The 22,752-nt window shown below is 60.8% G+C and carries 30 protein-coding genes and 1 tRNA gene; 30 read left to right on the top strand and 1 reads right to left on the bottom strand.

What is annotated here, in order from left to right; all coding sequences use genetic code 11:
- Positions 1–191: 191 nt before the first annotated feature.
- Positions 192–278 (top strand) — tRNA-Ser (locus H3T93_RS06380).
- A 198-nt stretch (positions 279–476) separates the two neighbouring features.
- Here the strand turns inward: H3T93_RS06380 and H3T93_RS06385 are convergent.
- The gene (locus H3T93_RS06385) at positions 477–1,139 is read right to left on the bottom strand and encodes a YigZ family protein (RefSeq protein ID WP_144178449.1); all 663 of its coding nucleotides are present in this window, start codon (positions 1,137–1,139) and stop codon (positions 477–479) included.
- A gap of 107 nt (positions 1,140–1,246) precedes the next feature.
- Here H3T93_RS06385 and H3T93_RS06390 point away from each other — a divergent pair, with 107 nt between their 5' ends.
- The 29 genes from H3T93_RS06390 (at position 1,247) to H3T93_RS06530 (ending at position 22,539) form a co-directional block, all read left to right on the top strand.
- Entirely contained in the window at positions 1,247–1,879 is a 633-nt protein-coding gene (locus tag H3T93_RS06390; protein ID WP_046323308.1) for an AbrB family transcriptional regulator, read from the top strand.
- A 203-nt stretch (positions 1,880–2,082) separates the two neighbouring features.
- A complete protein-coding gene (rplM, locus tag H3T93_RS06395; protein WP_046323307.1) occupies positions 2,083–2,532 on the top strand; it encodes a 50S ribosomal protein L13 in 450 nt (149 codons plus the stop codon).
- A 20-nt stretch (positions 2,533–2,552) separates the two neighbouring features.
- The gene (gene rpsI, locus H3T93_RS06400; protein WP_046323306.1) at positions 2,553–3,044 is read left to right on the top strand and encodes a 30S ribosomal protein S9; all 492 of its coding nucleotides are present in this window, start codon (positions 2,553–2,555) and stop codon (positions 3,042–3,044) included.
- A gap of 355 nt (positions 3,045–3,399) precedes the next feature.
- Positions 3,400–6,129, top strand: coding sequence for a bifunctional acetaldehyde-CoA/alcohol dehydrogenase (gene adhE, locus H3T93_RS06405; RefSeq protein WP_442859372.1), 2,730 nt, complete (start codon positions 3,400–3,402; stop codon positions 6,127–6,129).
- Positions 6,130–6,415: 286 nt separating this feature from the next.
- The gene (gene rpsJ / locus H3T93_RS06410; RefSeq protein WP_006295278.1) at positions 6,416–6,724 is read left to right on the top strand and encodes a 30S ribosomal protein S10; all 309 of its coding nucleotides are present in this window, start codon (positions 6,416–6,418) and stop codon (positions 6,722–6,724) included.
- 16 nt (positions 6,725–6,740) lie between these two features.
- On the top strand, positions 6,741–7,394 hold the full coding sequence (rplC, locus tag H3T93_RS06415; RefSeq protein ID WP_015022359.1) for a 50S ribosomal protein L3: 654 nt from the start codon (positions 6,741–6,743) through the stop codon (positions 7,392–7,394).
- A gap of 4 nt (positions 7,395–7,398) precedes the next feature.
- Positions 7,399–8,073, top strand: a complete 675-nt coding sequence (rplD, locus tag H3T93_RS06420) for a 50S ribosomal protein L4 (RefSeq protein WP_144178451.1) — start codon at positions 7,399–7,401, stop codon at positions 8,071–8,073.
- 5 nt (positions 8,074–8,078) lie between these two features.
- The gene (gene rplW, locus H3T93_RS06425) at positions 8,079–8,381 is read left to right on the top strand and encodes a 50S ribosomal protein L23 (protein ID WP_144178453.1); all 303 of its coding nucleotides are present in this window, start codon (positions 8,079–8,081) and stop codon (positions 8,379–8,381) included.
- 35 nt (positions 8,382–8,416) lie between these two features.
- Positions 8,417–9,247 (top strand): 50S ribosomal protein L2, encoded by an 831-nt coding sequence (gene rplB / locus H3T93_RS06430; RefSeq protein ID WP_144178455.1) that lies wholly within the window; start codon positions 8,417–8,419, stop codon positions 9,245–9,247.
- A gap of 15 nt (positions 9,248–9,262) precedes the next feature.
- Positions 9,263–9,541, top strand: a complete 279-nt coding sequence (rpsS, locus tag H3T93_RS06435) for a 30S ribosomal protein S19 (protein WP_015022355.1) — start codon at positions 9,263–9,265, stop codon at positions 9,539–9,541.
- Positions 9,542–9,562: 21 nt separating this feature from the next.
- A complete protein-coding gene (gene rplV / locus H3T93_RS06440; RefSeq protein ID WP_015022354.1) occupies positions 9,563–9,922 on the top strand; it encodes a 50S ribosomal protein L22 in 360 nt (119 codons plus the stop codon).
- Positions 9,922–10,767, top strand: coding sequence for a 30S ribosomal protein S3 (gene rpsC, locus H3T93_RS06445; protein WP_029678066.1), 846 nt, complete (start codon positions 9,922–9,924; stop codon positions 10,765–10,767). Before rplV ends, rpsC begins: the two co-directional genes overlap by 1 nt.
- A gap of 3 nt (positions 10,768–10,770) precedes the next feature.
- Complete coding sequence (gene rplP / locus H3T93_RS06450) at positions 10,771–11,190, top strand: 50S ribosomal protein L16 (RefSeq protein ID WP_015022352.1); 420 nt, start codon at positions 10,771–10,773, stop codon at positions 11,188–11,190.
- Positions 11,190–11,453 (top strand): 50S ribosomal protein L29, encoded by a 264-nt coding sequence (gene rpmC, locus H3T93_RS06455; protein WP_015022351.1) that lies wholly within the window; start codon positions 11,190–11,192, stop codon positions 11,451–11,453. The genes rplP and rpmC overlap by 1 nt, the downstream gene beginning before the upstream one ends.
- Positions 11,454–11,455: 2 nt before the next feature.
- The gene (rpsQ, locus tag H3T93_RS06460) at positions 11,456–11,722 is read left to right on the top strand and encodes a 30S ribosomal protein S17 (protein WP_015022350.1); all 267 of its coding nucleotides are present in this window, start codon (positions 11,456–11,458) and stop codon (positions 11,720–11,722) included.
- Positions 11,723–11,801: 79 nt separating this feature from the next.
- Positions 11,802–12,170: a 50S ribosomal protein L14 gene (rplN, locus tag H3T93_RS06465; RefSeq protein WP_015022349.1), complete on the top strand. Its 369-nt coding sequence runs from the start codon at positions 11,802–11,804 to the stop codon at positions 12,168–12,170.
- Between the two features lies 1 nt (position 12,171).
- A complete protein-coding gene (gene rplX, locus H3T93_RS06470; RefSeq protein WP_015022348.1) occupies positions 12,172–12,507 on the top strand; it encodes a 50S ribosomal protein L24 in 336 nt (111 codons plus the stop codon).
- Entirely contained in the window at positions 12,504–13,076 is a 573-nt protein-coding gene (gene rplE, locus H3T93_RS06475; protein WP_144178457.1) for a 50S ribosomal protein L5, read from the top strand. Before rplX ends, rplE begins: the two co-directional genes overlap by 4 nt.
- Position 13,077: 1 nt before the next feature.
- On the top strand, positions 13,078–13,263 hold the full coding sequence (locus H3T93_RS06480) for a type Z 30S ribosomal protein S14 (protein ID WP_015022346.1): 186 nt from the start codon (positions 13,078–13,080) through the stop codon (positions 13,261–13,263).
- Positions 13,264–13,343: 80 nt separating this feature from the next.
- Positions 13,344–13,742 carry a 30S ribosomal protein S8 gene (gene rpsH, locus H3T93_RS06485; protein ID WP_024626787.1) on the top strand — a complete coding sequence of 133 codons (399 nt, stop codon included), beginning with the start codon at positions 13,344–13,346 and terminating at the stop codon, positions 13,740–13,742.
- Positions 13,743–13,758: 16 nt separating this feature from the next.
- Positions 13,759–14,298 (top strand): 50S ribosomal protein L6, encoded by a 540-nt coding sequence (gene rplF, locus H3T93_RS06490; protein WP_046323303.1) that lies wholly within the window; start codon positions 13,759–13,761, stop codon positions 14,296–14,298.
- 1 nt (position 14,299) lies between these two features.
- Positions 14,300–14,671 carry a 50S ribosomal protein L18 gene (rplR, locus tag H3T93_RS06495; RefSeq protein WP_015022343.1) on the top strand — a complete coding sequence of 124 codons (372 nt, stop codon included), beginning with the start codon at positions 14,300–14,302 and terminating at the stop codon, positions 14,669–14,671.
- Complete coding sequence (rpsE, locus tag H3T93_RS06500; protein ID WP_029678063.1) at positions 14,668–15,429, top strand: 30S ribosomal protein S5; 762 nt, start codon at positions 14,668–14,670, stop codon at positions 15,427–15,429. Before rplR ends, rpsE begins: the two co-directional genes overlap by 4 nt.
- Positions 15,429–15,614: a 50S ribosomal protein L30 gene (gene rpmD / locus H3T93_RS06505; RefSeq protein ID WP_045924814.1), complete on the top strand. Its 186-nt coding sequence runs from the start codon at positions 15,429–15,431 to the stop codon at positions 15,612–15,614. The genes rpsE and rpmD overlap by 1 nt, the downstream gene beginning before the upstream one ends.
- A 2-nt stretch (positions 15,615–15,616) precedes the next feature.
- Positions 15,617–16,081, top strand: coding sequence for a 50S ribosomal protein L15 (gene rplO / locus H3T93_RS06510; RefSeq protein ID WP_110413370.1), 465 nt, complete (start codon positions 15,617–15,619; stop codon positions 16,079–16,081).
- Positions 16,082–16,266: 185 nt separating this feature from the next.
- The gene (gene secY / locus H3T93_RS06515; RefSeq protein WP_046323301.1) at positions 16,267–17,595 is read left to right on the top strand and encodes a preprotein translocase subunit SecY; all 1,329 of its coding nucleotides are present in this window, start codon (positions 16,267–16,269) and stop codon (positions 17,593–17,595) included.
- A 249-nt stretch (positions 17,596–17,844) separates the two neighbouring features.
- Positions 17,845–18,417 carry an adenylate kinase gene (locus H3T93_RS06520; protein ID WP_144178458.1) on the top strand — a complete coding sequence of 191 codons (573 nt, stop codon included), beginning with the start codon at positions 17,845–17,847 and terminating at the stop codon, positions 18,415–18,417.
- 311 nt (positions 18,418–18,728) lie between these two features.
- The gene (locus H3T93_RS06525; RefSeq protein WP_325053550.1) at positions 18,729–20,534 is read left to right on the top strand and encodes an ABC transporter ATP-binding protein; all 1,806 of its coding nucleotides are present in this window, start codon (positions 18,729–18,731) and stop codon (positions 20,532–20,534) included.
- Complete coding sequence (locus H3T93_RS06530) at positions 20,527–22,539, top strand: ABC transporter ATP-binding protein (RefSeq protein ID WP_144178460.1); 2,013 nt, start codon at positions 20,527–20,529, stop codon at positions 22,537–22,539. Before H3T93_RS06525 ends, H3T93_RS06530 begins: the two co-directional genes overlap by 8 nt.
- The last annotated feature ends 213 nt before the right edge of the window (positions 22,540–22,752 follow it).

Consider the following 22,752-nt stretch of genomic DNA (forward strand, 5'->3'; position numbering starts at 1 on the left):
GATAAATTATTCTCGAATGTAAATTCTTAGAAAAGATTCAATATTCTGGTTTTTATCCATGAAAAATGGATGGACATGTACCTGCCTCATCCGATTCTGCTGCTCCGGCGAGTCAGGTCAGTCAATCATGGTATTCTATTGTTTTGTTCTCGAAAATTGAGGGACTAAGGTCCCGGATCGGGAGCCAGCATGGAGACGTGCCTGAGTGGCCGAAAGGGGCACCCTGCTAAGGTGTTGACTGCGCAAGCGGTCCAGGAGTTCGAATCTCCTCGTCTCCGCCTGATGGCCGGTGATTGTTGATTTTGCACGATCACCGGTCTTATTTATTGCCATTGGTATCTGTTTCCCTGTCTCTTGCAGGGCTGCAGTCTGGGAGGATTCAAGTCTGTGAGGTGGCGGACCGATGGTGCATGGCATAAGTCTGTCTGGCAGTGCAGATCACCGCTGGGCAATGGCCGCATGCCACCTCCCTCCGATCATGTGGTGGATGGAGCTTGGCTTCCAGACAGGGGAATCAGCATGTGGCCTTCGCCCAGTGCAGTGGGCTGGACACGGCCCTGCAGAAGGTCGTCCAGCCGACCATTGAAGGCTGGCACTGCCGCGGGCTCCAGGTCGTAGGTCAGTCGCACCCGGTCAGTGAAGTCCTCGTTTTCCATGTGTCCCCCAGAGGTGCGGATCAGACGGCGAATGGAGTCATACTCCGGGTAGTCCACGGTGATCGTGAAGCGCTCCGTCGGGAGCACGCGTGCCGATCTTGCTGCCTTGAGTGCCAGGGAGGCTGCTGAGGAATAGGCTCGGATCAACCCCCCTGATCCCAAAAGGATTCCCCCGAAGTATCGGGTCACGGTCAGGACGCAATCGGTCAGTCCCTGTCGACGCATGACCTCAAGTATGGGCTTGCCGGCCGTTCCTGAGGGTTCTCCGTCATCGCTCATGCGCTCGCTGGTGCGGCCCTCGGGTCCCCAGATCGCGCAGTGGCAGACGTGCCGGGCTTTGGGGTGCTGTAAGCGGACCTTTTGGACGAAGGCCATGGCCGCATCTTGGTCCTCCACATGGCAGGCCTGGCCGATGAACTCGGACTTCCGCTCGGTCAGAGAGCCTGTGGCCGGTTTCTGCGGCGTATCCAATATGGTGAGCAAATCGGCTTGCCTCCTATGCCTACCGTCTCTCGGTTCCTGCGCTATCTCCATGTTAGAGGGGATTCCGGGCCGAGTCTGATATCAAGGAGGCGACCTAAGCTGGCCGCATGACCAATCCTCAGGACCAACCGGAAACCGAACCTCCATCAGCCGGCAAGCCCCATGAGGCCCTGACCGTTTTCTATGAAAGGCTCAGGCACTCCACGGATACGGCCGAGCTGCACGAATTCGCCCGCAGTCCACTGCCCGACAGGTCAGATCAGGCTGCTTTCTCCCGCTTCACGGCATTGCTGGAGGCGGTGGCTGGCAATGAACACACGCCGGTGGAGGACAGGGTCTACCTGGCGCAGACCATGCCCTTTCCCAACATTCTGGTCAAGCTCTCCCAGGATTCCAGCTCCGAGGTCCGCCGGGCGGTGGCCGCCAACAAGGACGACAAGAACTGGCTGGCAGGTCTGCTCACCAAGGATGACGACGCCGGAGTCAGGGCTGCCGCGCTGACCAACCCTATGACCTCTTGGAAGATGCGTCTGGAAGGCGCCCAGGATGAACGAACCGATGCCGAGACACTAGACTTCCTGGGAGCTTTGGGCACCCGCGCGGAGCAGGATGCCCCCCATGTGCTGGCCGCCATGGTGCGCCGGGCCGTGGCCCTGAATCCCAACACGGGACAGGCGACCCTTGAGGCCCTGAGCAAGGACCCGGACGGTCAGGTGGCACGGGCGGCTGCCTCCCGTTGAAACAGGAGCGGACGCGAATTTTGACGAACGGCATACAGGCGTTACAATAATGGATTGTTGTGTTTCCCTAAGGGGTCCTCAAAGCGCTTTTCCCACTCGCCGTCTAGGACTTTAAGGGAGCCCACGGAATACATGGCTTTCGGCCGGCATGGCAGCATGTGGCGCGGAGAGCCTGAAACACAATGCAAGGAAAAGGTTGAATCGTGAAGACTTTCACCCCGAAACCAGCCGATCTGACACATGACTGGTATATCGTCGACGCCTCCGGTGTGGTGCTGGGGCGTCTGGCAGCTCAGGTGGCCGATCTGCTGCGCGGCAAGAACAAGCCCACCTATGCGCCCTACGCCGACTCCGGCAACAACGTCATCGTCATCAACGCATCCAAGATGGTGCTGACGGGTAACAAGAACGACAAGGTGCTCTATACCCACTCCGGTCGTCCCGGCGGCCTGCGTCGCGACTCTTACGGGCAGCTGATGGAGCACAACCCTGAGCGCATCATCATGACGGCGGTCAAAGGCATGCTGCCCAAGAATAAGCTGGCCAAGGTCCAGCTGACCAGGCTGCGGGTCTTCGCAGGCGAGGAGCATCCTCACACTTCACAGCAGCCCATTGAGTACAAGATCCATCAGGTTGCCCAGCAGGCCAAGTAGGACCAGAGGAGATAATCACCATGGCTGAAAACAACAACAGCTCCGCGGTTCTTGAGGCCGAGGAGACCAGTGCTTCCTACACTTCCGAGACCAACGCTGGTGCAGGCACCGGCACCTCCGCCATCGAGCCGGGCTACGGCACTGGCCGTCGCAAGGAGGCAGTCGCCCGCGTTCGTCTGATCCCGGGCTCCGGCAAGTGGAGCATCAACGGGCACACCCTGGAGGAGTACTTCCCCAGCAAGCTGCACCAGCGCGAGGTCAACTCGCCTATCGTGCTGCTCAAGCTCGAGAACAAGTTCGACGTGGTTGTTCGCGTCGATGGCGGCGGCGTGACCGGCCAGGCCGGCGCAGTCCGGCTGGGCGTTGCACGCGCCTTGAACGCCATCGATAGGGACGCCAACCGTCCTGCCTTGAAGAAGGCCGGGTTCCTGACCCGTGACGCCCGCGTGGTGGAGCGCAAGAAGGCTGGTCTGCATAAGGCCCGTCGCGCCCCGCAGTTCTCCAAGCGCTGACGTTCGCAGTTTCTTTTATCCCCGAGGTTCTCATGGACCTTGGGGATTTTTTCATGTCTGGATTCATGCCTGGCAGGTCCAGTCTGAAGCGAACGGCAAAGCGCACGTTCGGGTGCGGAAAATGACCAGAAAAACCACGAATTCCCACACGACACGCTTCAAGCGAACGTTCGCTCATCCTGGGGCTCAATGGTGCCCCCTCGGGTCTATATTGTGACTTTCGTCACGTTATGACGGAAGCCTTTTATGGATCTACACGGTCTGGAGACTGTCTGCTGGTCCTGATCGGAATCCGTGGAACATGAGGAGGGCCAATATCTTGGCTGAAACGCAGAAGCAGAAGCATGAGCATCAAGTGAAGGAGCCGCCAGTCGGCAGGGAAGGCAGCCCGGCCGACAGCAGTAAGCTGGCCCGCTTGGAGGTAGATGCGTTAGTTGTCCGCGCACAGGCGGCTCTACGCGCCTTTGAGAAGCTCGACCAGGAACAGGTGGATCGGATCGTGGCCAAGGCATCCATTGCGGCCCTGAACAAGCACCTGCATTTGGCGCAGATGGCCGTGGACGAGACCGGACGCGGCCTGGTGGAGGACAAGGCCACCAAGAACATCTTCGCCTGCGAGCATGTGACCAACTACCTGGCCAGACAGCGCACCGTGGGTATCATCAGCGAAGACGACGTGGACGGCATCATCGAGGTGGCCGAGCCGGTGGGAGTCGTGGCCGGGGTGACTCCGGTGACCAACCCCACCTCGACTGCCATCTTCAAGTCGCTGCTGGCCTTGAAGACACGTTGTCCCATCGTTTTCGGTTTCCACCCCTACGCCCAGCGCTGCTCGGTGGAGGCGGCCCGGATCGTTCGAGATGCCGCCATCGAGGCAGGCGCTCCGCAGGATTGCATCCAGTGGATCGATCATCCCTCAGTCGAGGCCACCGGCGCCTTGATGCAGCACCCCGGTGTGGCTACCATTCTGGCCACCGGCGGCACTGGCATGGTCAAGGCCGCCTACTCCTCGGGCAAGCCAGCATTGGGTGTAGGAGCCGGCAATGCCCCGGCCTATGTGGACCGCAGGGTCAACGTCCCCAGGGCCGTCAACGACCTTATCCTGTCCAAGCATTTCGACTACGGCATGATCTGCGCCACAGAGCAGGCCATCATCGCCCATCAGGATGTGCATGACCGTGTGATCGAGGAAATGAAGCGGCGCAAGGCTTACTTCGTCAATCCTGAGCAGAAGGCCAAGCTGGAGGAATACATGTTCGGTGTGCGGGCTCATGCCGGTGCCGATGCCCCTGCTCCCAGGCTCAACTCCGAGGTTCCGGGCAAGTCTCCTCAGTTCATCGCCCATCAGGCCGGCTTCGAAATACCCGAGGATGCGACCATCCTGGCTGCCCAATGCGACCAGGTAGGGCCCATGGAACCTCTGACCCTGGAGAAGCTGGCTCCGGTTCAGGCCGTGCTCAAGGCGAGCAACAAGGAAGAGGGTTTCACCCTCTGCGAGCAGATGCTGCGTTACGGTGCCGGGCACACGGCAGCCATCCACACTGACGATGAGAGGCTGGTGCGCGAGTATGGCCAGCGCATGCACGCCTGCCGGATCGTCTGGAACCAGCCCAGTTCCCTTGGCGGCATCGGCGACATTTACAATGCCATCGCCCCCTCCCTGACACTGGGCTGCGGCTCCTACGGCGGCAACTCGGTGTCGGGCAACGTTCAGGCGGTCAATCTGATCAACGTCAAGCGGATCGCGCGGAGGAACAACAACATGCAGTGGTTCAAGGTGCCGGCCAAGACCTACTTCGAGCCCAACTCAGTCCGCTACCTGCGCGACATGTTCGGCATCCGCCGGGCCGTCATCGTATGCGACAAGGTTATGGAGCAGCTGGGGATCGTCGACAAGATCATCGATCAGCTGCGCGCCCGGTCCGAGCCGGTCACCTTCCGCATCATTGACTATGTAGAGCCGGAGCCCAGCGTTGAGACGGTGGAGCGCGGCGCAACCATGATGCGTGACGAGTTCGGCCCCGACACCATCATCGCCGTGGGCGGCGGCAGCCCCATGGACGCCGCCAAGATCATGTGGCTGCTCTATGAGCACCCGGAGATCTCCTTTGCCGATGTTCGGGAGAAGTTCTTCGACATCCGCAAACGGGCCTTCAAGATTCCGCCCTTGGGCACCAAGGCCAGGCTGGTCTGCATCCCCACCTCTTCGGGGACAGGTTCGGAGGTCACCCCATTTGCGGTCATCACCGACCATAAGACCGGCTATAAGTACCCCATCACCGACTATGCCCTGACCCCCAGCGTGGCCATCGTGGATCCGGTTCTGGCCCGTACCCAGCCCAAGAGGCTGGCCTGTGACTCGGGCTTCGATGCTCTGACCCACTGCATGGAGGCTTTCGTCTCGGTCTATGCCAATGACTACACCGACGCCATGGCCCTGCATGCCGCCAAGCTGATCTGGGACAACCTGGAGCCTGCCGTGGGCGCTGCCGGCGGTGAGGCCAAGATGCGCGCCCAGGAGAAGATGCACAATGCGGCGACCATGGCAGGCATGGCCTTCGGTTCGGCCTTCCTGGGCATGTGCCACGGCTTGGCGCATACCATCGGAGCCCTCTGCCATGTGGCCCATGGACGCGCCAACTCCATCCTCCTGCCCTATGTGATCCGCTACAACGGACGGGTCCCGGACGAGCCGACCAGCTGGCCCAAATACAGCGAGTATGTGGCCCCGGAGCGCTACAGGCAGATGGCCCATGTGCTAGGTATCGAATCATCCACCCCCGAGGAGGGTGTGGAGCTCTTGGCCCGTGCCATTGAATCCTACAGGGACGAGCGCCTGGGCATGGATGCCTCCTTCCAGGCAGCCGGAGTGGATGAGGACCTCTACTGGCAGTCCCTGGATCAGATCGGCATGCGCGCCTATGAGGACCAGTGCACGCCCGCCAACCCCCGCGTTCCGTTGATTGAGGACATGAAGGACATCGCCGTGGCCGCATACTATGGGGTCAGCCAGGAGGAGGGCCACCGGATGAGGGTCGCCCGTCAAGGTGATGGAGCGGCCCAGGAGGCTTCCCAGCGGGTCTGACAGGGTCGTAATTGAGTCGTGGGTTCCCCTGGAAGAAGCGCGACACGCCCGGATTCTTCTAGGGGAACCCTCGTGCTTTAATAAGAAAGTTGCCTGTTTTGGGCTCGCATTTTGTCAATCACAATAGCGGGTGCAGCGAGGAGTCCCATCCCCACGGGATTCTCCATGGCTGCGCATGGATCCGGCTGAGGCCTGTCGGGAGGAATGTCTCCTTGTGGCCGTCGTTCCGTGCCCTCGAAACAGACTGGGTAATCAGTTCATAGATCGCTAGAAAGGGCGGACGGCAATGGCGGGACAGAAAATCCGCATCAGGCTAAAGTCCTATGACCATGAGGTCATCGACCAATCGGCGAAGAAGATCGTCGAGACGGTGACGAACGCGGGCGCAACTGTGGTTGGCCCCGTTCCGCTGCCGACTGAGAAGAACGTGTATGTCGTCATCCGTTCTCCTCATAAGTACAAGGACTCCCGCGAGCACTTCGAGATGCGCACCCATAAGCGCCTGATCGACATCGTGGATCCCACGCCCAAGGCTGTGGATTCGCTGATGCACATCGATCTGCCGGCGGACGTCAACATCGAGATCAAGCTGTAGGGGAGGAGGAAACCGCATGGCTGAAGAGCAGAGGAACCGCAAGGCTCTCCTGGGCCGCAAGCTGGGCATGTCCCAGGTCTGGGACGAGAACGGCTTCTTCGTCCCGGTGACCTTGGTGGATGTGTCCACCAACGTGGTGACCGCGGTCAAGAATCAGGAGAAGGACGGCTACCAGGCCATCCAAATCGGCTACGGGCAGATTGACCCCACCAAGGTGACCAAGCCGCTGGCAGGCCACTTCGCCAAGGCTGGAGTGACCCCGCGTCGTCATCTGGTCGAGGTTCGCACCGCCGATGCTGACAGCTATCAGCCCGGCCAGGAGTTGGGCCTGGACCTGCTGCCCGAGGGCAGTGAGGTCGACGTGACCGGCACCACCAAGGGCAAGGGCTTCGCCGGCACCATCAAGCGCTGGGGCTTCAAGTCCTACCGCCGCACCCACGGCTCGCACAAGAACGAGCGCCGTCCCGGTTCAGTGGGAGCCTGCGCCACGCCCAGCCGCATCCTCAAGGGCAAGCGGATGGCCGGCCGCATGGGTCACGACACCTCGACCGTCCAGAATCTGACCATCGTCTCCGCAGATGCCGAGAAGGGCGTCATCGCCATCAAGGGTGCCCTGCCCGGGCCCCGCGGCGCCATCGTCCTGGTTCGTTCGGCAGTGAAGGGAGCCTGAAACCATGGCTAAGTTGACTCTGAACATCACCGACGCCCAGGGCAAGAACACCGGGACCGTGGATGCACCCGAGCAGATCTTCGGCATTGCCGAGGAGGATGTCCGCTCACACGTGCCGCTGATCCACCAGGTGGTCGTCGCCCAGCTGGCTGCAGCCCGCCAGGGCACACATTCGGTCAAGACCCGGTCCACAATCTCCGGCGGCGGTCGCAAGCCTTGGAAGCAGAAGGGCACCGGTCGTGCTCGTCAGGGCTCCATCCGCGCTCCCCAGTGGGCCGGTGGCGCCATTGTCCACGGCCCGCAGCCGCGTGACTATTCCCAGCGCACCCCCAAGAAGATGAAGGCCGCAGCCCTGCGCTACGTCCTGTCCGATCGGGTCAACGCCGAACGTGTGCACGTGGTCGACTTCGGCATCGGCGAGACCCCGTCCACCAAGGCAGCCAAGGCAGCCCTGCTGCCCCTGGTCGACAACAGATTCACCACCGTCGTGCTGTCCCGCGAGAACATCAACGAGTGGCTTTCCGTCAGGAACCTGCCCACCGTTCATGTCCTCTTCGCCGATCAGCTCAACACCTACGATGTGGTCACGGCCGAGGATGTCGTCTTCAGCAAGGATGGCTTCGACGCCTTCCTGGCCGTCAAGGACGGCGCCAAGTCCGAGACCGTCAAGGAGGCCTGATTTTCATGGCAGCTATTCACAAGCCAGCGCACGACATCATTCTGCGCCCGGTCGTCTCCGAGAAGAGCTACGCCAACTCGGACCGCGGCCAGTACACATTCGTGGTGGACCCTGACGCCAACAAGGTCGCCATCAAGCAGGCCATCGAGCAGATCTTCAACGTGAAGGTCACATCGGTCAACACCCTCAATCGGCAGGGCAAGCGGACCCGGACCCGTACGGGCTGGGGTCGTCGCACCGCCGAGAAGCGTGCCATCGTCAAGGTGGCCGAGGGCCAGTCGATCGATGTCTTCGGTACCAACAACTGAAGGCTAGCCGAGAAAAGTTAAGGAAGAACTAGATTATGGCTATCCGTACATACAAGCCGACGACCGCGGGCCGTCGCAACGCCTCGGTTTCGGACTTCGCCGAAATCACGCGCTCCAAGCCCGAGAAGTCGCTGGTTCGCAAGCTGAGCAAGACCGGCGGACGCAACTCCTACGGCCGCGTCACCAGCCGTCACCGCGGCGGTGGACACAAGCGCCAGTACCGCCTCATCGACTTCCGTCGTTGGGACAAGGATGGCGTGCCCGCCAAGGTTGCTGAGATTGAGTACGATCCCAACCGCTCGGCCCGCATCGCTCTTCTGCACTTCGCAGACGGCGAGAAGCGCTACATCATCGCCCCGCAGGGCATCAAGCAGGGTGACGTCATCGAGACCGGTCCCCAGGCCGACATCAAGCCCGGCAACAACCTGCCTCTGCGCAACATCCCCACCGGCACCATCGTCCACGCCATCGAGCTGCGGCCTCTGGGCGGCGCCAAGATCGCCCGCTCGGCCGGTGCTGCCGTCCAGCTGGTGGCCAAGGACGGGGCTTACGCCCAGCTGCGTATGCCCTCCGGCGAGATTCGCAACGTCGATTCCCGTTGCCGTGCAACAGTGGGCGAGGTCGGCAACAACGACCACGCCAATGTCCAGCTCGGCAAGGCTGGACGTGCCCGCTGGATGGGCCGCAGACCCATCACCCGTGGTGAATCCATGAACCCGGTCGACCACCCGCATGGCGGACGCACTCGTGGCGGCAAGCCGCCAGTGTCTCCCTGGGGCAAGGGCGAGGTTCGCACCCGCAGGCCCAAGAAGGCCTCCAACAAGTTGATCGTGCGTCGTCGTCCAAATGGTAAGAACCGCAAGTAAGGGAGTGTCGGAAAGATGACTCGTAGCATCAAGAAGGGCCCATTCGTCGACGCCCACTTGCAGAAGAAAGTCGACGAGCAGAACGAGAAGGGCACCAAGAACGTCATCAAGACCTGGTCCCGTCGTTCCATGATCACCCCGGACTTCATCGGGCACACTTTCGCTGTGCACGATGGCCGCAAGCATGTCCCGGTCTTCGTCACCGAGGCCATGGTCGGCCATAAGCTCGGCGAGTTCGCCCCCACCCGGACCTTCAGGGGTCACGTGAAGGACGACAAGAAAGCACGCCGCTGAGGCGAGGGAGAGTAGAGACACATGGAAGCTAAGGCAATTGCACGTCACGTTCGCGTGACGCCTCGCAAGGCTCGCCGCGTCGTCGACCTCATCCGAGGCAAGCAGGCGACCGAGGCCGTGACCATTCTGAAGTTCGCCCCACAGGACGCGGCCGTTCCGGTCCGCAAGTGCCTGGAGAGCGCCATCGCCAACGCGCGTGTCAAGGCGGACAAGGCCAACCAGCCCTTCCGCGAGAACGAGCTGGTGGTTCGGGAGACCTACGTGGACGAGGGCACCACCTTGAAGCGGTTCCGCGCCCGAGCCCAGGGTCGTGCGGCCCGCATCAACAAGCGGACCAGCCACATCACCGTCGTGGTGGCCGACAAGGAAGGAGCCCGATAATGGGGCAGAAGATCAACCCGTTTGGGTACCGACTCGGCATCACCGAGGAGCACCGCAGCAAGTGGTACTCCGACTCCAACAAGGCGGGGGAGCGTTACAGCGACTTCGTCCTTGAGGACGACAAGATCCGCAAGGAGATGAACAAGGACCTGGAGCGCGCAGGCGTCTCCAAGATCGTCATTGAGCGGACCCGGGACCGTGTGCGCGTCGACATCCACACCGCCAGGCCAGGCATCGTCATCGGTCGTCGCGGAGCCGAGGCCGAGCGCGTGCGTGCCAAGCTGGAGAAGATCACCGGCAAGCAGGTCCAGCTGAACATTTTTGAGGTCAAGAATGCCTCCATTGATGCCCAGCTGGTGGCTCAGGGCATCGCCGAGCAGCTGACCAACCGCGTCACCTTCCGCCGGGCCATGCGAAAGGCTCAGCAGGATGCCATGCGGGCCGGCGCCAAGGGTATCAGGATCAAGCTTTCCGGCCGCCTGGGCGGAGCCGAGATGAGCCGTTCGGAGTTCTACCGTGAGGGCCGTGTGCCCCTGCAGACTCTGCGCGCCCTGATCGACTACGGCTTCTTCGAGGCCAGGACCACCTACGGCCGTATCGGCGTCAAGGTCTGGATCTACAAGGGCGACATGACGGAGCGTCAGTTCGAGGAGCAGCAGGCTCAGCAGAACAACCGCCCCGGTCGGCGTGGCGATCGCCGTCCTCGCCGTGGCGTCCGTCCCTCCGAGGGACGCACCCGCCGTGAGCAGGATGCAGCCAAGCAGAACAGCGGTGTGGCCGCGCCGCCGGCGGCGGCTCAGGAGCAGACCGCCTCGGCCCCCGTCGCAACCGAAGCAAAGGAGTGAGCCGTGCTTATCCCAAAGAGGACTAAATACCGCAAGCAACATCGTCCGGGTCGTTCCGGCATGTCCAAGGGCGGCAACGAGATCGCTTTCGGCGATTACGGCATCCAGGCTCTGGCTCCGGCCTACCTGACCAACCGGCAGATCGAGGCGGCCCGTATCGCCATGACCCGGTACATCAAGCGTGGCGGCCGCGTCTGGATCACGGTCTTCCCGGATCGTCCCCTGACCAAGCACGCCCTGGGATCCCGAATGGGTTCCGGCAAGGGTGCGCCTGAGTTCTGGGTGGCCAACGTCCGTCCCGGCCGGGTGCTCTTCGAGATTGGCGGCGTGAGCGAGGATGTGGCCCGCGAGGCCCTTCGCCGCGCTACTGACAAGCTTCCCATGAAGTGCCGGATTATTGCACGTGAAGGCGGTGACATCTGATGTCAGTCGGAACAGCCGAGTATTCCATCAAGAATCTGAATGAAAAGACCAATGCGGAGATCGAGGATTTCCTGAAGAAGTCCAAGGAAGAGCTGTTCAACCTGCGCTTCCAGTCGGCCACCGGTCAGCTGGAGAACACCTCCCGCCTCAAGGCCGTCAAGCACGACATCGCCAGGATGTACACCGTCCTGCGTGAGCGCGAGCTGGGCATCAGCCAGGAGCCCGCCGAAGCAAAGGCCGAGAGCAAAGCTGAGGAGAAGTAAGCATGGCTGACAAGCAGGAGCGCAACTTCCGCAAGGTTCGCAGCGGCTACGTCGTGTCCGACAAGATGGACAAGACCATCACCGTAGAGCTGGAGCAGCGTTCGACCCACCCGCTGTACGGCAAGGTCGTCCGCAGCAACCGCAAGGTCAAGGCCCATGATGAGAAGAACGAGGCCCATGTGGGTGACTTCGTGAGTATCATGGAGACCCGTCCTCTGAGCAAGACCAAGCGCTGGCGTCTCGACTCCATCGTCGAGCGCGCCAAGTAACAAGTTCGGCCAGGCTCCGCATTTCATCCCGCCCTGGCGCGGGGTGTCTGCGGAGAACCAGCGCGGCTAAGGAGAATCAATGATTCAGCAGGAATCGCGGCTTCAGGTCGCCGACAACACGGGTGCCAAGGAGATCCTGGCCATCCGCGTGCTCGGCGGGTCGAAGCGACGCTATGCCGGCATTGGCGATGTGATCGTCGCCACCGTCAAGGATGCCATTCCCGGCGGGTCGGTCAAGAAGGGCGAGGTCGTCAAGGCGGTTGTCGTCCGTACAGTAAAGGAGCACCGTCGCCATGACGGCTCCTACATCAAGTTCGACGAGAACGCGGCGGTCATCCTCGGCACCGGTCGTGAGCCCCGCGGCACTCGTATTTTCGGACCGGTCGGCCGTGAGCTGCGCGACAAGCGCTTCATGAAGATCGTGTCCCTGGCACCGGAGGTGATCTGAGGTGGTAGCCAAAATCAAGACAGGCGACCAGGTCAAGGTCATCCGCGGCAAGGATCGCGGCAAGGAGGGCAAAGTTCTGCGGATTCTGCCCAATGACCGCCTGATCGTCGAGGGTATTCAGATCGTCAAGAAGCATGTGCGGGCCACCCAGCAGGGTCAGGAGTCGGGCATTGTCCCGACCGAGGCGCCCATCCATCGCTCCAACGTGATGGTCATCGACCCGGAGACCAAAAAGCCGACTCGCATCGGCGTGAACATCAAGGAGGAGGCGCGTGACGGCAAGGTCAAGGTCGTGCGCACCCGCTTCGCCAAGAAGTCAGGCAAGGAGCTGTCATGAGCGATAACACCGTTGAAGCACCGGCAGTCCCTCGTTTGCTGCAGCAGTACCGTGAGAACATCGTGCCCGAGATGGAGAAGGAGTTCAAGTTCTCCAACCCCATGCAGGTGCCCAGGATCGAGAAGGTCGTGGTCTCCATGGGCGTGGGTGCCGCGGCACGCGACTCCAAACTGATCGAGGGTGCGGTGAAGGACCTGACGGCCATCACCGGCCAGAAGCCCAAGATCACCAAGGCCAAGAAGTCCGTGGCGCAGTTCCACCTGCGTGAGGGACAGGCCATCGGCGCTTTCGCCACCCTGCGTGGCGTGCGCATGTGGGAGTTCCTGGATCGACTGCTGACCCTGGCTCTGCCTCGCATCCGCGATTTCCGCGGCATCAGCGACCGTCAGTTTGACGGCCAGGGCAATTACAACTTCGGTCTCACGGAGCAGTCCATGTTCCACGAGATCGATCCTGATCAGATCGATCACCAGCGTGGTATGGATATCACAGTGGTGACCTCCACCAAGAACGATCAGGAGGCCCGGGCGCTGCTCAAGCAGCTGGGCTTCCCCTTCAAGGAGAACTGATATGGCAAAAACCGCTCTGAGAAACAAGGCGGCACGCAAGCCGAAGTTCAAGGTGCGTGGCTACACGCGCTGCCAGGTCTGCGGTCGTCCTCATTCCGTCTATCGCAAGTTCGGCCTGTGCCGCATCTGCCTTCGTGAGAAGGCTCATCGCGGCGAGCTGCCGGGTGTGACGAAGTCCAGTTGGTAAAGATCGACGCTGAAGGTCCGCGGTCGAGGCAGATTGCTGCCCGGCGGCGGAAACCACGGCGAGGAAGGGCATAAGCCCACATGACAATGACAGATCCCATCGCAGACATGCTGACACGTCTGCGTAATGCGAGTGCGGCCAAGCATGAAACAGTCGACATGCCGTACTCCAAGTTCAAGGCGAACATCGCGCAGATTCTCAAGCGCGAAGGCTTTATCGCCGATTACCGCGCCAAGGAGGCGCGCGTCGGGCAGGATCTGGAGATCACGCTCAAGTACGGTCCCGATGGACGCCAGTCCATTCAGGGAATCAAGCGTGTCTCCAAGCCCGGTCTGCGCCGTTATGCCAAATCGGATTCCCTGCCCATGCCGCTGGGCGGGCTGGGAATCGCCATCATCTCGACCAGCTCGGGACTGATGACCCAGAAGGAATGCCTCGACAGGGGCATCGGCGGCGAAATCGTCGCCTACGTATGGTGAGAAAGGAGAGCTGAACATGGCATCGCATATTGGTAAGCTCCCCATCGCCGTTCCGGCAGGTGTGGAGGTGGCCTTCAAGGGCCAGGAATTCACCGCGAAGGGTCCCAAGGGCTCCGACGGGTGCACGTTGCCCGAGGGCATCACCGGCAAAGTCGAGGGCAATGAGATCATCATGACCCCCGCCGACGAGGACCGCACCACCAAGGCCAAGCATGGCCTGAGCCGCTCCATTGTGGCATCCATGGTCGAGGGCGTCTCCAAGGGCTACAGCAAGCACCTGCAGATCGTCGGCACCGGCTACCGCGTGGTTGCCAAGGGCAAGTCCCTGGAGTTCTCGCTGGGCTACTCGCATACCATCACTGTCGACCCCCCGGAGGGCATCACCTTCGAGACACCGAACGCCAACGAAGTGGTCGTCTCCGGCATCGATAAGCAGGCTGTCGGCCAGGCTGCGGCCAATATCCGCGCCCTGCGTGCTCCCGAGCCTTACAAGGGCAAGGGCATCAAGTACGCCGATGAGCACATCCTGCGCAAGGCTGGAAAGGCTGGTAAGTGATATGACGGTCTCGATACTAGGCAAAGGCAAGAAGATCGCCCGTCTGCGCCGCCATGCCCGTCTGCGCAAGCATGTATCCGGCACGGCAGAGCGTCCCCGTCTGGTGGTCACACGGACCAACCGCAACATGATCGCCCAGATCGTCGACGACACCAGGGGCGTCACCCTGGTCAGCGAGTCGACCATGGCTTCGGACTACGGCTCCTTCAAGGGTACCAAGACCGAGGCCGCCCGCAAGGTAGGCGAGCAGATCGCGGCCAAGGCCAAGAAGGCTGGCATCACCACCGTGGTCTTCGACCGTGGTGGCAACAAGTACCACGGAAGGGTCGCAGCGGTTGCGGAAGGCGCCCGTGAGGGAGGTTTGGCACTGTGAGCGACAACGAAACGACAAAGGAAACAACCCAGGTGACTGAAGATTCCACAAACACTCAGTCCAGCCAGGGTGGCAGAAGGGACCGGAACGACCGGAACGATGATCGCCGCGGCGGTCGTCGGGGCGGCTCCCGTGACGGCCGTAGGGATGGCCGTCGTGGCCGCCGCGACCGCGACGAGCGTGACGACATGCTCGACAGGGTCGTGACCATCAACCGTGTCTCCAAGGTCCACAAGGGCGGCCGAACCTTCAGCTTCGCGGCTCTGGTGGTCGTGGGCGACGGCAAGGGCACTGTGGGTGTTGGCTACGGCAAGTCCCGTGAGGTCCCCGCAGCTATCTCCAAGGGTCAGCTGGACGCCAAGAAGCACATGTTTACCGTTCCCCGCATCCGCGGCACCGTAACCCATCCGGTGATTGGCCACGATGCAGCCGGAACCGTTCTCCTGCGGCCTGCAGCCCCAGGAACCGGCGTCATCGCCGGTGGTCCGGTCCGCGCCGTTCTGGAGTGCGCAGGCATCACCGACATTCTGAGCAAGTCCATGGGCTCGGCCACGGCCGTCAACATGGTGCGGGCCACTGTAGCTGCCCTGAAGCAGCTGGAGGAGCCTGAGGAGATCGCGGCACGCCGCGGTCTGCCCCTGGAGGAGGTCGCCCCTGACTCCCTCCTGCGCGCACGTGCCGCCGGCATCGCCGACGAGCGCAAGGAGCGCGAAGAGGCCAAGGCCAAGGCTGACGAACAGTCGAAGGCAGGTGAGTGATGACCAAGCAGATCAAGATCACCCTGGTCAAGGGCGTGGCTCATGCCACCGACCGCCAGAAGGAGAACGTCAGGTCTCTGGGCCTTCACAAGATCGGCCAGACAGTCCTGCGTGAGGACACCCCCGTCTACCGGGGGATGGCCGACAAGGTCCGCCACCTGGTGAACGTAGAGGAGGCAGACTGATTATGGCCAGCGAGAAGCAAGAGCCCACCATCCTGCAGATGCATGACCTGCGTCCTGCTCCGGGTGCCAAGCGTGACCGCATCCGTGTGGGTCGTGGCGAGGGGTCCAAGGGCAAGACCTCCGGTCGTGGCACCAAGGGCACCAAGGCACGCTACCAAGTCCGTCCGGGCTTTGAAGGCGGCCAGCTGCCCCTGTACATGCGGTTGCCCAAGCTGCGTGGGTTCAGGAGTCCCTTCAAGAAGGAGTACCAGGTGGTCAACCTGGGTGCTCTGGAAGGACTCTTCCCCAATGGCGGCGAGGTCACTGTCGAGGATCTGGTCAACAAGGGAGCGGTCCGCAAGGGCCACCCCGTCAAGGTCTTGGGTGATGGCGATGTCAAGGCTGCTTTCACCCTCAAGGGTGTAAAGGCCTCGACCTCGGCCAAAAGCAAGATAGAAGCCGCAGGCGGGACCGTCTCTGAGGACTGACACTCATAGGGGACAGACCGCAAGGCAGATGATTCCGGCCCTCCCCGCTCCAAGCGGGCGAGGGCCGGAATTCGTTTCCGGCCAGGTTGCCGTCGGGATTTGACGGAGCCATCGGTTAAGCTGGTCGGAGCAATAAGGTGCGATGCACCGGGACCAACGCGTGGGCGCGTAGGGAGGGAACTTAGGTGAGGACGTTAATCCAGGCCTTCAAGACCAAGGAGTTGAGGAAGAAAATCCTCTTTGTTCTTGGCATCATCATCATCTATCGCATCGGGTCGTTCATACCTACCCCAGGTGTGGATTATCCTGCCGTGCAAAAGTGCATCACCACAGCCGGCAATGAGGACTTCATCGGCCTGGTCAACCTGTTCTCGGGCGGGGCTCTGCTGCAGCTGTCCATCTTCGCACTAGGCATCATGCCCTACATCACCGCATCCATCGTGGTGCAGTTGCTGCGTGTGGTCATTCCACGCTTTGAAGCTCTGCACAAGGAAGGTCAGTCCGGCGAGGCCAAGCTGACTGAGTACACCAGGTATCTGACCATCGGCCTGGCGGTGCTGCAGTCCACCACTATTCTGGTCACTGCCCGCAACGGCGCGCTCTTCAACGGGGCATGCCAGCAGCAGGTTATCCCTGACAGTTCAGTCTGGAACCTGGTGGTTATGGTCCTGATCATGACCGGCGGCACAGGCCTGATCATGTGGATGGCCGAGCTGATTACTGACAAGGGCATTGGCAACGGCATGTCCGTCCTGATCTTCATCTCCATCTGCTCTGGCTTCCTGCCTCAGCTCTGGAACATCGGCTGGGGCACCAACGGAAAGAACGGCGACTGGGTCAAGTTCGGCATCGTTGTGACTGTCTTGGTGGTCATTCTGATACTGGTGGACTATGTTGAGCTGGCTCAGCGCCGCATACCCGTCCAGTACACCCGCCGGATGATCGGCCGCAAGATGTATGGCGGATCCTCAACCTATCTGCCACTCAAGATCAATATGTCAGGCGTGATTCCTCCCATCTTCGCCTCATCCATTCTGGCTATTCCCACCCTCATCGCCCAGTTTGGCAAGCCTGAACAGAGCTGGGTCAAGTGGATCGATGCCAACATGGCCAACACCACCTCGGTGTGGTACATCGTGCTCTACTCGGTCATGATCGTCTTCTTCTGCTTCTTCTACACTTCCATCACCTTCAACCCCGATGAGACGGCCGACAACATGAAGGAGTACGGCGGTTTCATCCCCGGCATCAGGGCCGGACGGGCCACCAGCCGGTACCTGTCATACGTGATGAATCGGCTGAATACAGTCGGCGCCATCTATCTGCTGTTCGTGGCGCTGATACCCACGGTGCTAATCATGTTGCTGAAGATCAACTCCAAGTTGCCCTTCGGCGGCACTACCATCCTGATTATCGCCGGCGTCGGCCTGGACACCCTGCGTCAGGCCAGGGCTCAGACCGAGCAGTTCCAGTACACTGGTTTCCTGCTGGAGGGCGAGCACAAGGAAGGCTGACTCTAACTTAAGCACCAGCAAGTGGTGTCAGATTAAAACAAATGAAGGTCCGGCCCTGGCCCTTGGTGGCAAGGGGCCGGATTCTTTTTATGTCGCGGGAAGACAGTTTGCATGGGTTCAGTGAGTGGAACCTGTATTGGGTCGGGTAGCCGCTAGCATACGTAAATGAGGGTTCTACCCGGCAAAGACGGCTAAGACCGTCCGGGACCAAAGAGTCAAGAACATAGAACATCGAGCAAAGGATAGGGAATGGCACAGCGACTGTTGATCATGGGACCTCAAGGTGTTGGCAAGGGCACGCAAGCGGCCTTGCTCAGCAAGCATTACGGGATTCCGGCCATCTCCACCGGCGACATTTTCCGATACAACCTAAAGAACGGAACTGAGCTGGGCAAGCAGGCCAAGGTCTACACCGACAAGGGTGAGCTGGTTCCAGACGAGCTGACCAATACAATCGTCAAGGACCGTCTTGGCATGGACGACGCCGCCCAGGGCTGGATTCTGGACGGCTACCCCCGTTCAGCTTCCCAGGTCGAGGCACTGGACAAGATGCTCAAAGAGCTTGATACTCCGCTGACGGCTGTGGTGGCCTTGGACGCCGACCATGACGTGCTCATGCAGCGCATCGCCAAGCGGGCCAAGGAAGAGGGGCGAGCAGACGATACCCCCGAGGCCATCGCCAAGCGTCTGGATATCTATGCCAAGGAGACCGCACCCCTGCTGAACACTTATAAGTCTCGTGGCCTTCTGGTCGCAGTGGACGGTCAGGGAGCGGTCGAGCAGATATCCAAGGAGATTATCGCGCAGCTGGACAAGCGCTAATTCATAGCCGTCAGGCGAAAGGGTTGTCGCCAGCTGAATCAACCGTAAGAAGGCCTTGTTCAGAACACACTGGCACAGCTCGCTGCTAAGACTAACCCAAACATAGAAGCTGCATGACCCCAGGGGGCTTGACAGCTTCTTTTTGTGGAGGGCGGAAATCCCCGCGCGTCCGCCCAACTGTGGCGGAGAGGATGATAGCCTAGTTGCATTCAGACCCTCTTCCGGGGGTATTGCATGTCGGTGATTGGCCGTAAAAGATAGAGAAATCAATAGAAACAGAAGAGGTCCACTTGAAGGGGTCTACGGCATCCGTGGTCAGATCGGATAAACAGGAACCAGCGCGTCCGAAGCACACCATCCGAACCATTCTGCGCTCACTGCGCGAATACCGAAAGGCCAGTTTTCTAGCTCCAGCCTTCGTCTTTCTGGAGAGCGTCCTTGAGATTGTGATTCCGACCATCATGGCCTCCCTGATCGACCAAGGAGTCTCGGGGAGGTCCATGCCGGCCATCTTCAAATTCGGGTTGATATTGCTGGCCTGCTCGGCCGTCTCCCTGTTCTCCGGGTTCATGTCCGGGCGGTATGCGGCCATCGCCTCTTCCGGCCTGGCCAAGAATGTCCGCAGCGACCTCTTCGCCAAGGTGCAGTCCTTCAGCTTCACCAACATCGACCGCTTCTCCACCGGTTCCATCATCACCAGATTGACCACCGATGTGACCAATTTGCAGAACGCCTATCAGATGGTCATCAGGGTCGGGGTCAGGGCGCCGATCATGGTCATCATCGCCTGGCTCTTTTCTTATAAGATCTCCAGGCCCATATCCCTGGTTTTCCTGATCGCCATCCCCATCCTGGGCTTCGGGCTGATCGGTCTGTCCCTGCTGGTGCACCCCATCTTCGAACGGGTCTTCCACACCTACGACCACCTCAACAATGTGGTGGACGAGAATCTTCAGGGCATCAGAGTGGTCAAGTCCTACAACCGGGAGGACTACGAGGAGCGCAAATTCAACGGTATTTCTCTGGCCATCTACCGGGCCTTCTGCAAGGCCGAGAGAATCATGAGCCTGAACCCGGCGCTGTTGAACTTCTGCATCTACGCCTCTCTGCTGGTCATATCCTGGATGGGTGCCTCCCAGATCGTGGCATCCGGGAACAATGCGGCCCTGGGACTGACCACGGGCGATCTGACTGCCTTGGTCACCTATGCCATCCAGATCATGATGGCCATGAACATGGTCTCCATGATCGTGGTCATGGTCGTCATCTCCCAGGCCTCGGCGGAGCGCATTTGCCAGGTGTTGGACGAGGTCAGCACCGTGCATGATCCCGCCAAACCGGTTATGAAGGTGGCCGACGGCTCCATAAGCTTCCAGGATGTGACCTTCCGCTACTCGGATCGGTCCGAACGTCCCGTTCTGAGCCATATCAATCTGGACGTTCCCTCGGGATCGACCCTGGGCATCGTGGGCGGGACCGGCTCCTCCAAATCCAGCCTGGTCCAGCTCATACCCCGTCTCTACGACGTGACCGAGGGGTCCCTCCAGGTGGGCGGGGTGGATGTGCGCCAGTACGACCTGACCGTCCTGCGCGACCAGGTGGCCATGGTGCTTCAGAAGAATGTCCTCTTCACCGGGACCATCGCCGAGAACCTGCGCTGGGGCAATCCTGATGCTTCGGACGAAGATCTGGTGCGTGCCTGCACTCTGGCCCAAGCTGACGGTTTCGTGCGGGAGTTTCCCGATGGGTATCAGACCTACCTGGATGAGGGCGGCACCAACCTCTCTGGCGGCCAGCGACAGCGTCTGTGCATAGCACGTGCCCTTCTGAAGAAACCTGACATCCTGATTCTGGATGACTCAACCAGCGCCGTGGACACCAAGACCGACCAGCTGATCCGCCGGGCCTTCAGCCAGGAGATTCCCGACACCACCAAGATCATCATCTCCCAGCGTCTGGCCTCTGTGGAGGACGCCGACATGATCGTGGTCCTGGAGGAGGGCAAAATCCTCGACAAGGGCACCCACCAGGAGCTCCTGCGAACATGTCAGGAGTACCGATCCATCTATGAATCACAGACCAGGAACCAGAGCGAGGAGGAAAAGGACCATGAGTGACGGATCATTCAAGGACCGCAAGCCCCGCTTGGACAAGGCCGCGCCGGGGACGACCCGTCGTATCTTCAGCTACTTGCTGGCCTATCGCTGGCAGCTGGCGGTGATTGTGGTCTGCATCATCATCAGCGCCGGGGCCCAAGCCGCATCGGCCTTCTTCCTTCAGCCACTGATCGACCACTACATCCTGCCGCTGGTCGGGGCCGCCAACCCTGACTGGGGACCGCTGATGAGGACCCTGATCCTGATGGGCTGCCTCTATGCAGTGGGGACCTTCTGCTCCTGGTTCTGGAACTGGCTGATTGTCAAGGTGGAGCAGGGCACCCTGAAGACCATCCGCGACCAGATGTTCGCCCACCAGCAGGAGCTGCCAATCGGCTTCTTCGACACCCATGAGCACGGCGACACCATGAGCCGCTACACCAACGACACGGATACCCTCCGCCAGGCCATCTCCCAGTCCTTCCCGCAGATGGTCTCTTCAGCCCTGTCCGCCATGGCAGCCCTGATCTCCATGCTCTGGCTCTCCATTCCCTTCACCGTCCTGACCCTGGTCTTCGCAGCGGTCCTGATTGTGGTGGTCCGGGTTCTGGTTACCCGAAGCGGCCGGTACTTCGTTCACCAGCAGCGCTATCTGGGCCAGGTGAACGCCTTCGTGGAAGAGGCCGTCAACGGCCAGAAGGTCATCAAGGTCTTCAACCACGAAGATGCCACCGCCAAGGTCTTCGAGGCACGGAATGAAGAGCTCTTCCAGGCCTCGGCCCAGGCCAATACCTACGGCAACGTCACTATGCCGGTTGTGGGCAACATGGGCTACCTGCTCTATGTCATCCTGGCCATCGTGGGCGGGCTGGCCGGCATCGCGGGCATAGGCAACGTAGGACTGACCGGGGCAGGGCCGCTGACCCTGGGAACCATCGTCTCCCTCCTGACCCTTTCCCGCTCTTTCATCAACCCCATCGGCCAGGTCTCCATGCAATTCAACATGGTCATGATGGCCCTGGCAGGCGCCTCCCGGATTTTCGACCTGATGGACCAGCCCGTCGAGTCCGACCAGGGTACGGTCAGATTGGTCAGCGTCGAACTGGCCTCGGACGGCCGGACCATGACCCCAGTCGACCACGAAACAGGGCACTGGGCCTGGAAGCGCGAGGCCGACGACGATGGCAGGCGCTCGCTGGAGGCCGCCATGAAGCTTCCCGGCGATGCCCGAGATGTGGCCCTGAAGGCCAAGGATCAGGCAATCACCTCGCCTGACGGACGATACACCCTCCTCCAAGGGGATGTGCGATTCACCGACGTCAGCTTCGGATATGACCCGAGCCAGCCTGTCCTGCACGACATCACCTGGTTCGCCAAGCCCGGGCAGAAGGTGGCGCTGGTCGGCGCAACTGGTGCTGGCAAGACCACAATCACCAACCTGATCAACCGCTTCTACGACATCCAGCAGGGGCAGATCCTCTATGACGGGATCGATGTGAGGAACATCCGCAAGCCTGACCTCCGCCGTTCCCTGGGCATCGTCCTTCAGGATGTCAACCTCTTCACCGGGACAGTCCTGGACAACATCCGCTATGGACGTTTGGATGCCACTGACCAGGAGTGCATCGAAGCCGCCAGGATGACCAACGCTGACGGCTTCATCCGCATGCTTCCACAGGGCTACCAGACCGTTCTTGAGGGGGATGGAAGCGGACTGTCCCAGGGTCAACGCCAGCTGATCTCCATTGCCAGGGCGGCCGTGGCGGATCCTCCGGCCATGATCCTGGACGAAGCCACTTCCTCGATCGACACCAGGACCGAGGAGGTGGTCCAGCAGGGTATGGACGCGTTGATGCGCGGCCGGACGGTCTTCGTCATTGCCCATAGGCTCTCCACGGTTCGCAACTCTGATGTGATCATGGTCCTGGACCATGGGCGAATCATCGAGCGCGGCAATCACGATGAGCTGATAGCCAAGCATGGCGAGTACTACCAGCTCTACACCGGAGCCTTGGAACTGGAGTAGGGCTCTCCAGGATTGCCAAAGGCATGATCCAGCATTAAGCGACGTTAGTGTAGGGGGTCGGTCCGCGATGGGCCGACCCCTTTCCTGTATATGCATTCGACCATTTTCTGCAGTCGTCCCGAGTTCGACAAGTGCTGGCCTAGTAGCAATTTTTTAATATTTTTAAACCATTTTTCACAGTTCTGAGGGCCAATTCCGACTATAGACTGAGAG

The organism is Bifidobacterium sp. M0404, assembly GCF_016101415.1.
Taxonomy (GTDB): Bacteria; Actinomycetota; Actinomycetes; order Actinomycetales; family Bifidobacteriaceae; genus Bombiscardovia; species Bombiscardovia polysaccharolytica.

Coding starts and splice junctions, on each gene's coding strand:
- rplC (WP_015022359.1), top strand. CDS start 6,741: ATGGCTGAAGAGCAGAGGAACCGCAAGGCTCTCCTGGGCCGCAAGCTG.
- rplN (WP_015022349.1), top strand. CDS start 11,802: ATGATTCAGCAGGAATCGCGGCTTCAGGTCGCCGACAACACGGGTGCC.
- rplR (WP_015022343.1), top strand. CDS start 14,300: ATGACGGTCTCGATACTAGGCAAAGGCAAGAAGATCGCCCGTCTGCGC.
- rplD (WP_144178451.1), top strand. CDS start 7,399: ATGGCTAAGTTGACTCTGAACATCACCGACGCCCAGGGCAAGAACACC.
- rpsS (WP_015022355.1), top strand. CDS start 9,263: ATGACTCGTAGCATCAAGAAGGGCCCATTCGTCGACGCCCACTTGCAG.
- rplF (WP_046323303.1), top strand. CDS start 13,759: ATGGCATCGCATATTGGTAAGCTCCCCATCGCCGTTCCGGCAGGTGTG.
- rpsC (WP_029678066.1), top strand. CDS start 9,922: ATGGGGCAGAAGATCAACCCGTTTGGGTACCGACTCGGCATCACCGAG.
- rplV (WP_015022354.1), top strand. CDS start 9,563: ATGGAAGCTAAGGCAATTGCACGTCACGTTCGCGTGACGCCTCGCAAG.
- rpsJ (WP_006295278.1), top strand. CDS start 6,416: ATGGCGGGACAGAAAATCCGCATCAGGCTAAAGTCCTATGACCATGAG.
- rpsH (WP_024626787.1), top strand. CDS start 13,344: ATGACAATGACAGATCCCATCGCAGACATGCTGACACGTCTGCGTAAT.
- H3T93_RS06480 (WP_015022346.1), top strand. CDS start 13,078: ATGGCAAAAACCGCTCTGAGAAACAAGGCGGCACGCAAGCCGAAGTTC.
- rplE (WP_144178457.1), top strand. CDS start 12,504: ATGAGCGATAACACCGTTGAAGCACCGGCAGTCCCTCGTTTGCTGCAG.
- rplW (WP_144178453.1), top strand. CDS start 8,079: ATGGCAGCTATTCACAAGCCAGCGCACGACATCATTCTGCGCCCGGTC.
- H3T93_RS06390 (WP_046323308.1), top strand. CDS start 1,247: ATGACCAATCCTCAGGACCAACCGGAAACCGAACCTCCATCAGCCGGC.
- rpmD (WP_045924814.1), top strand. CDS start 15,429: ATGACCAAGCAGATCAAGATCACCCTGGTCAAGGGCGTGGCTCATGCC.
- H3T93_RS06520 (WP_144178458.1), top strand. CDS start 17,845: ATGGCACAGCGACTGTTGATCATGGGACCTCAAGGTGTTGGCAAGGGC.
- H3T93_RS06530 (WP_144178460.1), top strand. CDS start 20,527: ATGAGTGACGGATCATTCAAGGACCGCAAGCCCCGCTTGGACAAGGCC.
- rplO (WP_110413370.1), top strand. CDS start 15,617: ATGGCCAGCGAGAAGCAAGAGCCCACCATCCTGCAGATGCATGACCTG.
- rpsQ (WP_015022350.1), top strand. CDS start 11,456: ATGGCTGACAAGCAGGAGCGCAACTTCCGCAAGGTTCGCAGCGGCTAC.
- rplB (WP_144178455.1), top strand. CDS start 8,417: ATGGCTATCCGTACATACAAGCCGACGACCGCGGGCCGTCGCAACGCC.
- rpsI (WP_046323306.1), top strand. CDS start 2,553: ATGGCTGAAAACAACAACAGCTCCGCGGTTCTTGAGGCCGAGGAGACC.
- rpmC (WP_015022351.1), top strand. CDS start 11,190: ATGTCAGTCGGAACAGCCGAGTATTCCATCAAGAATCTGAATGAAAAG.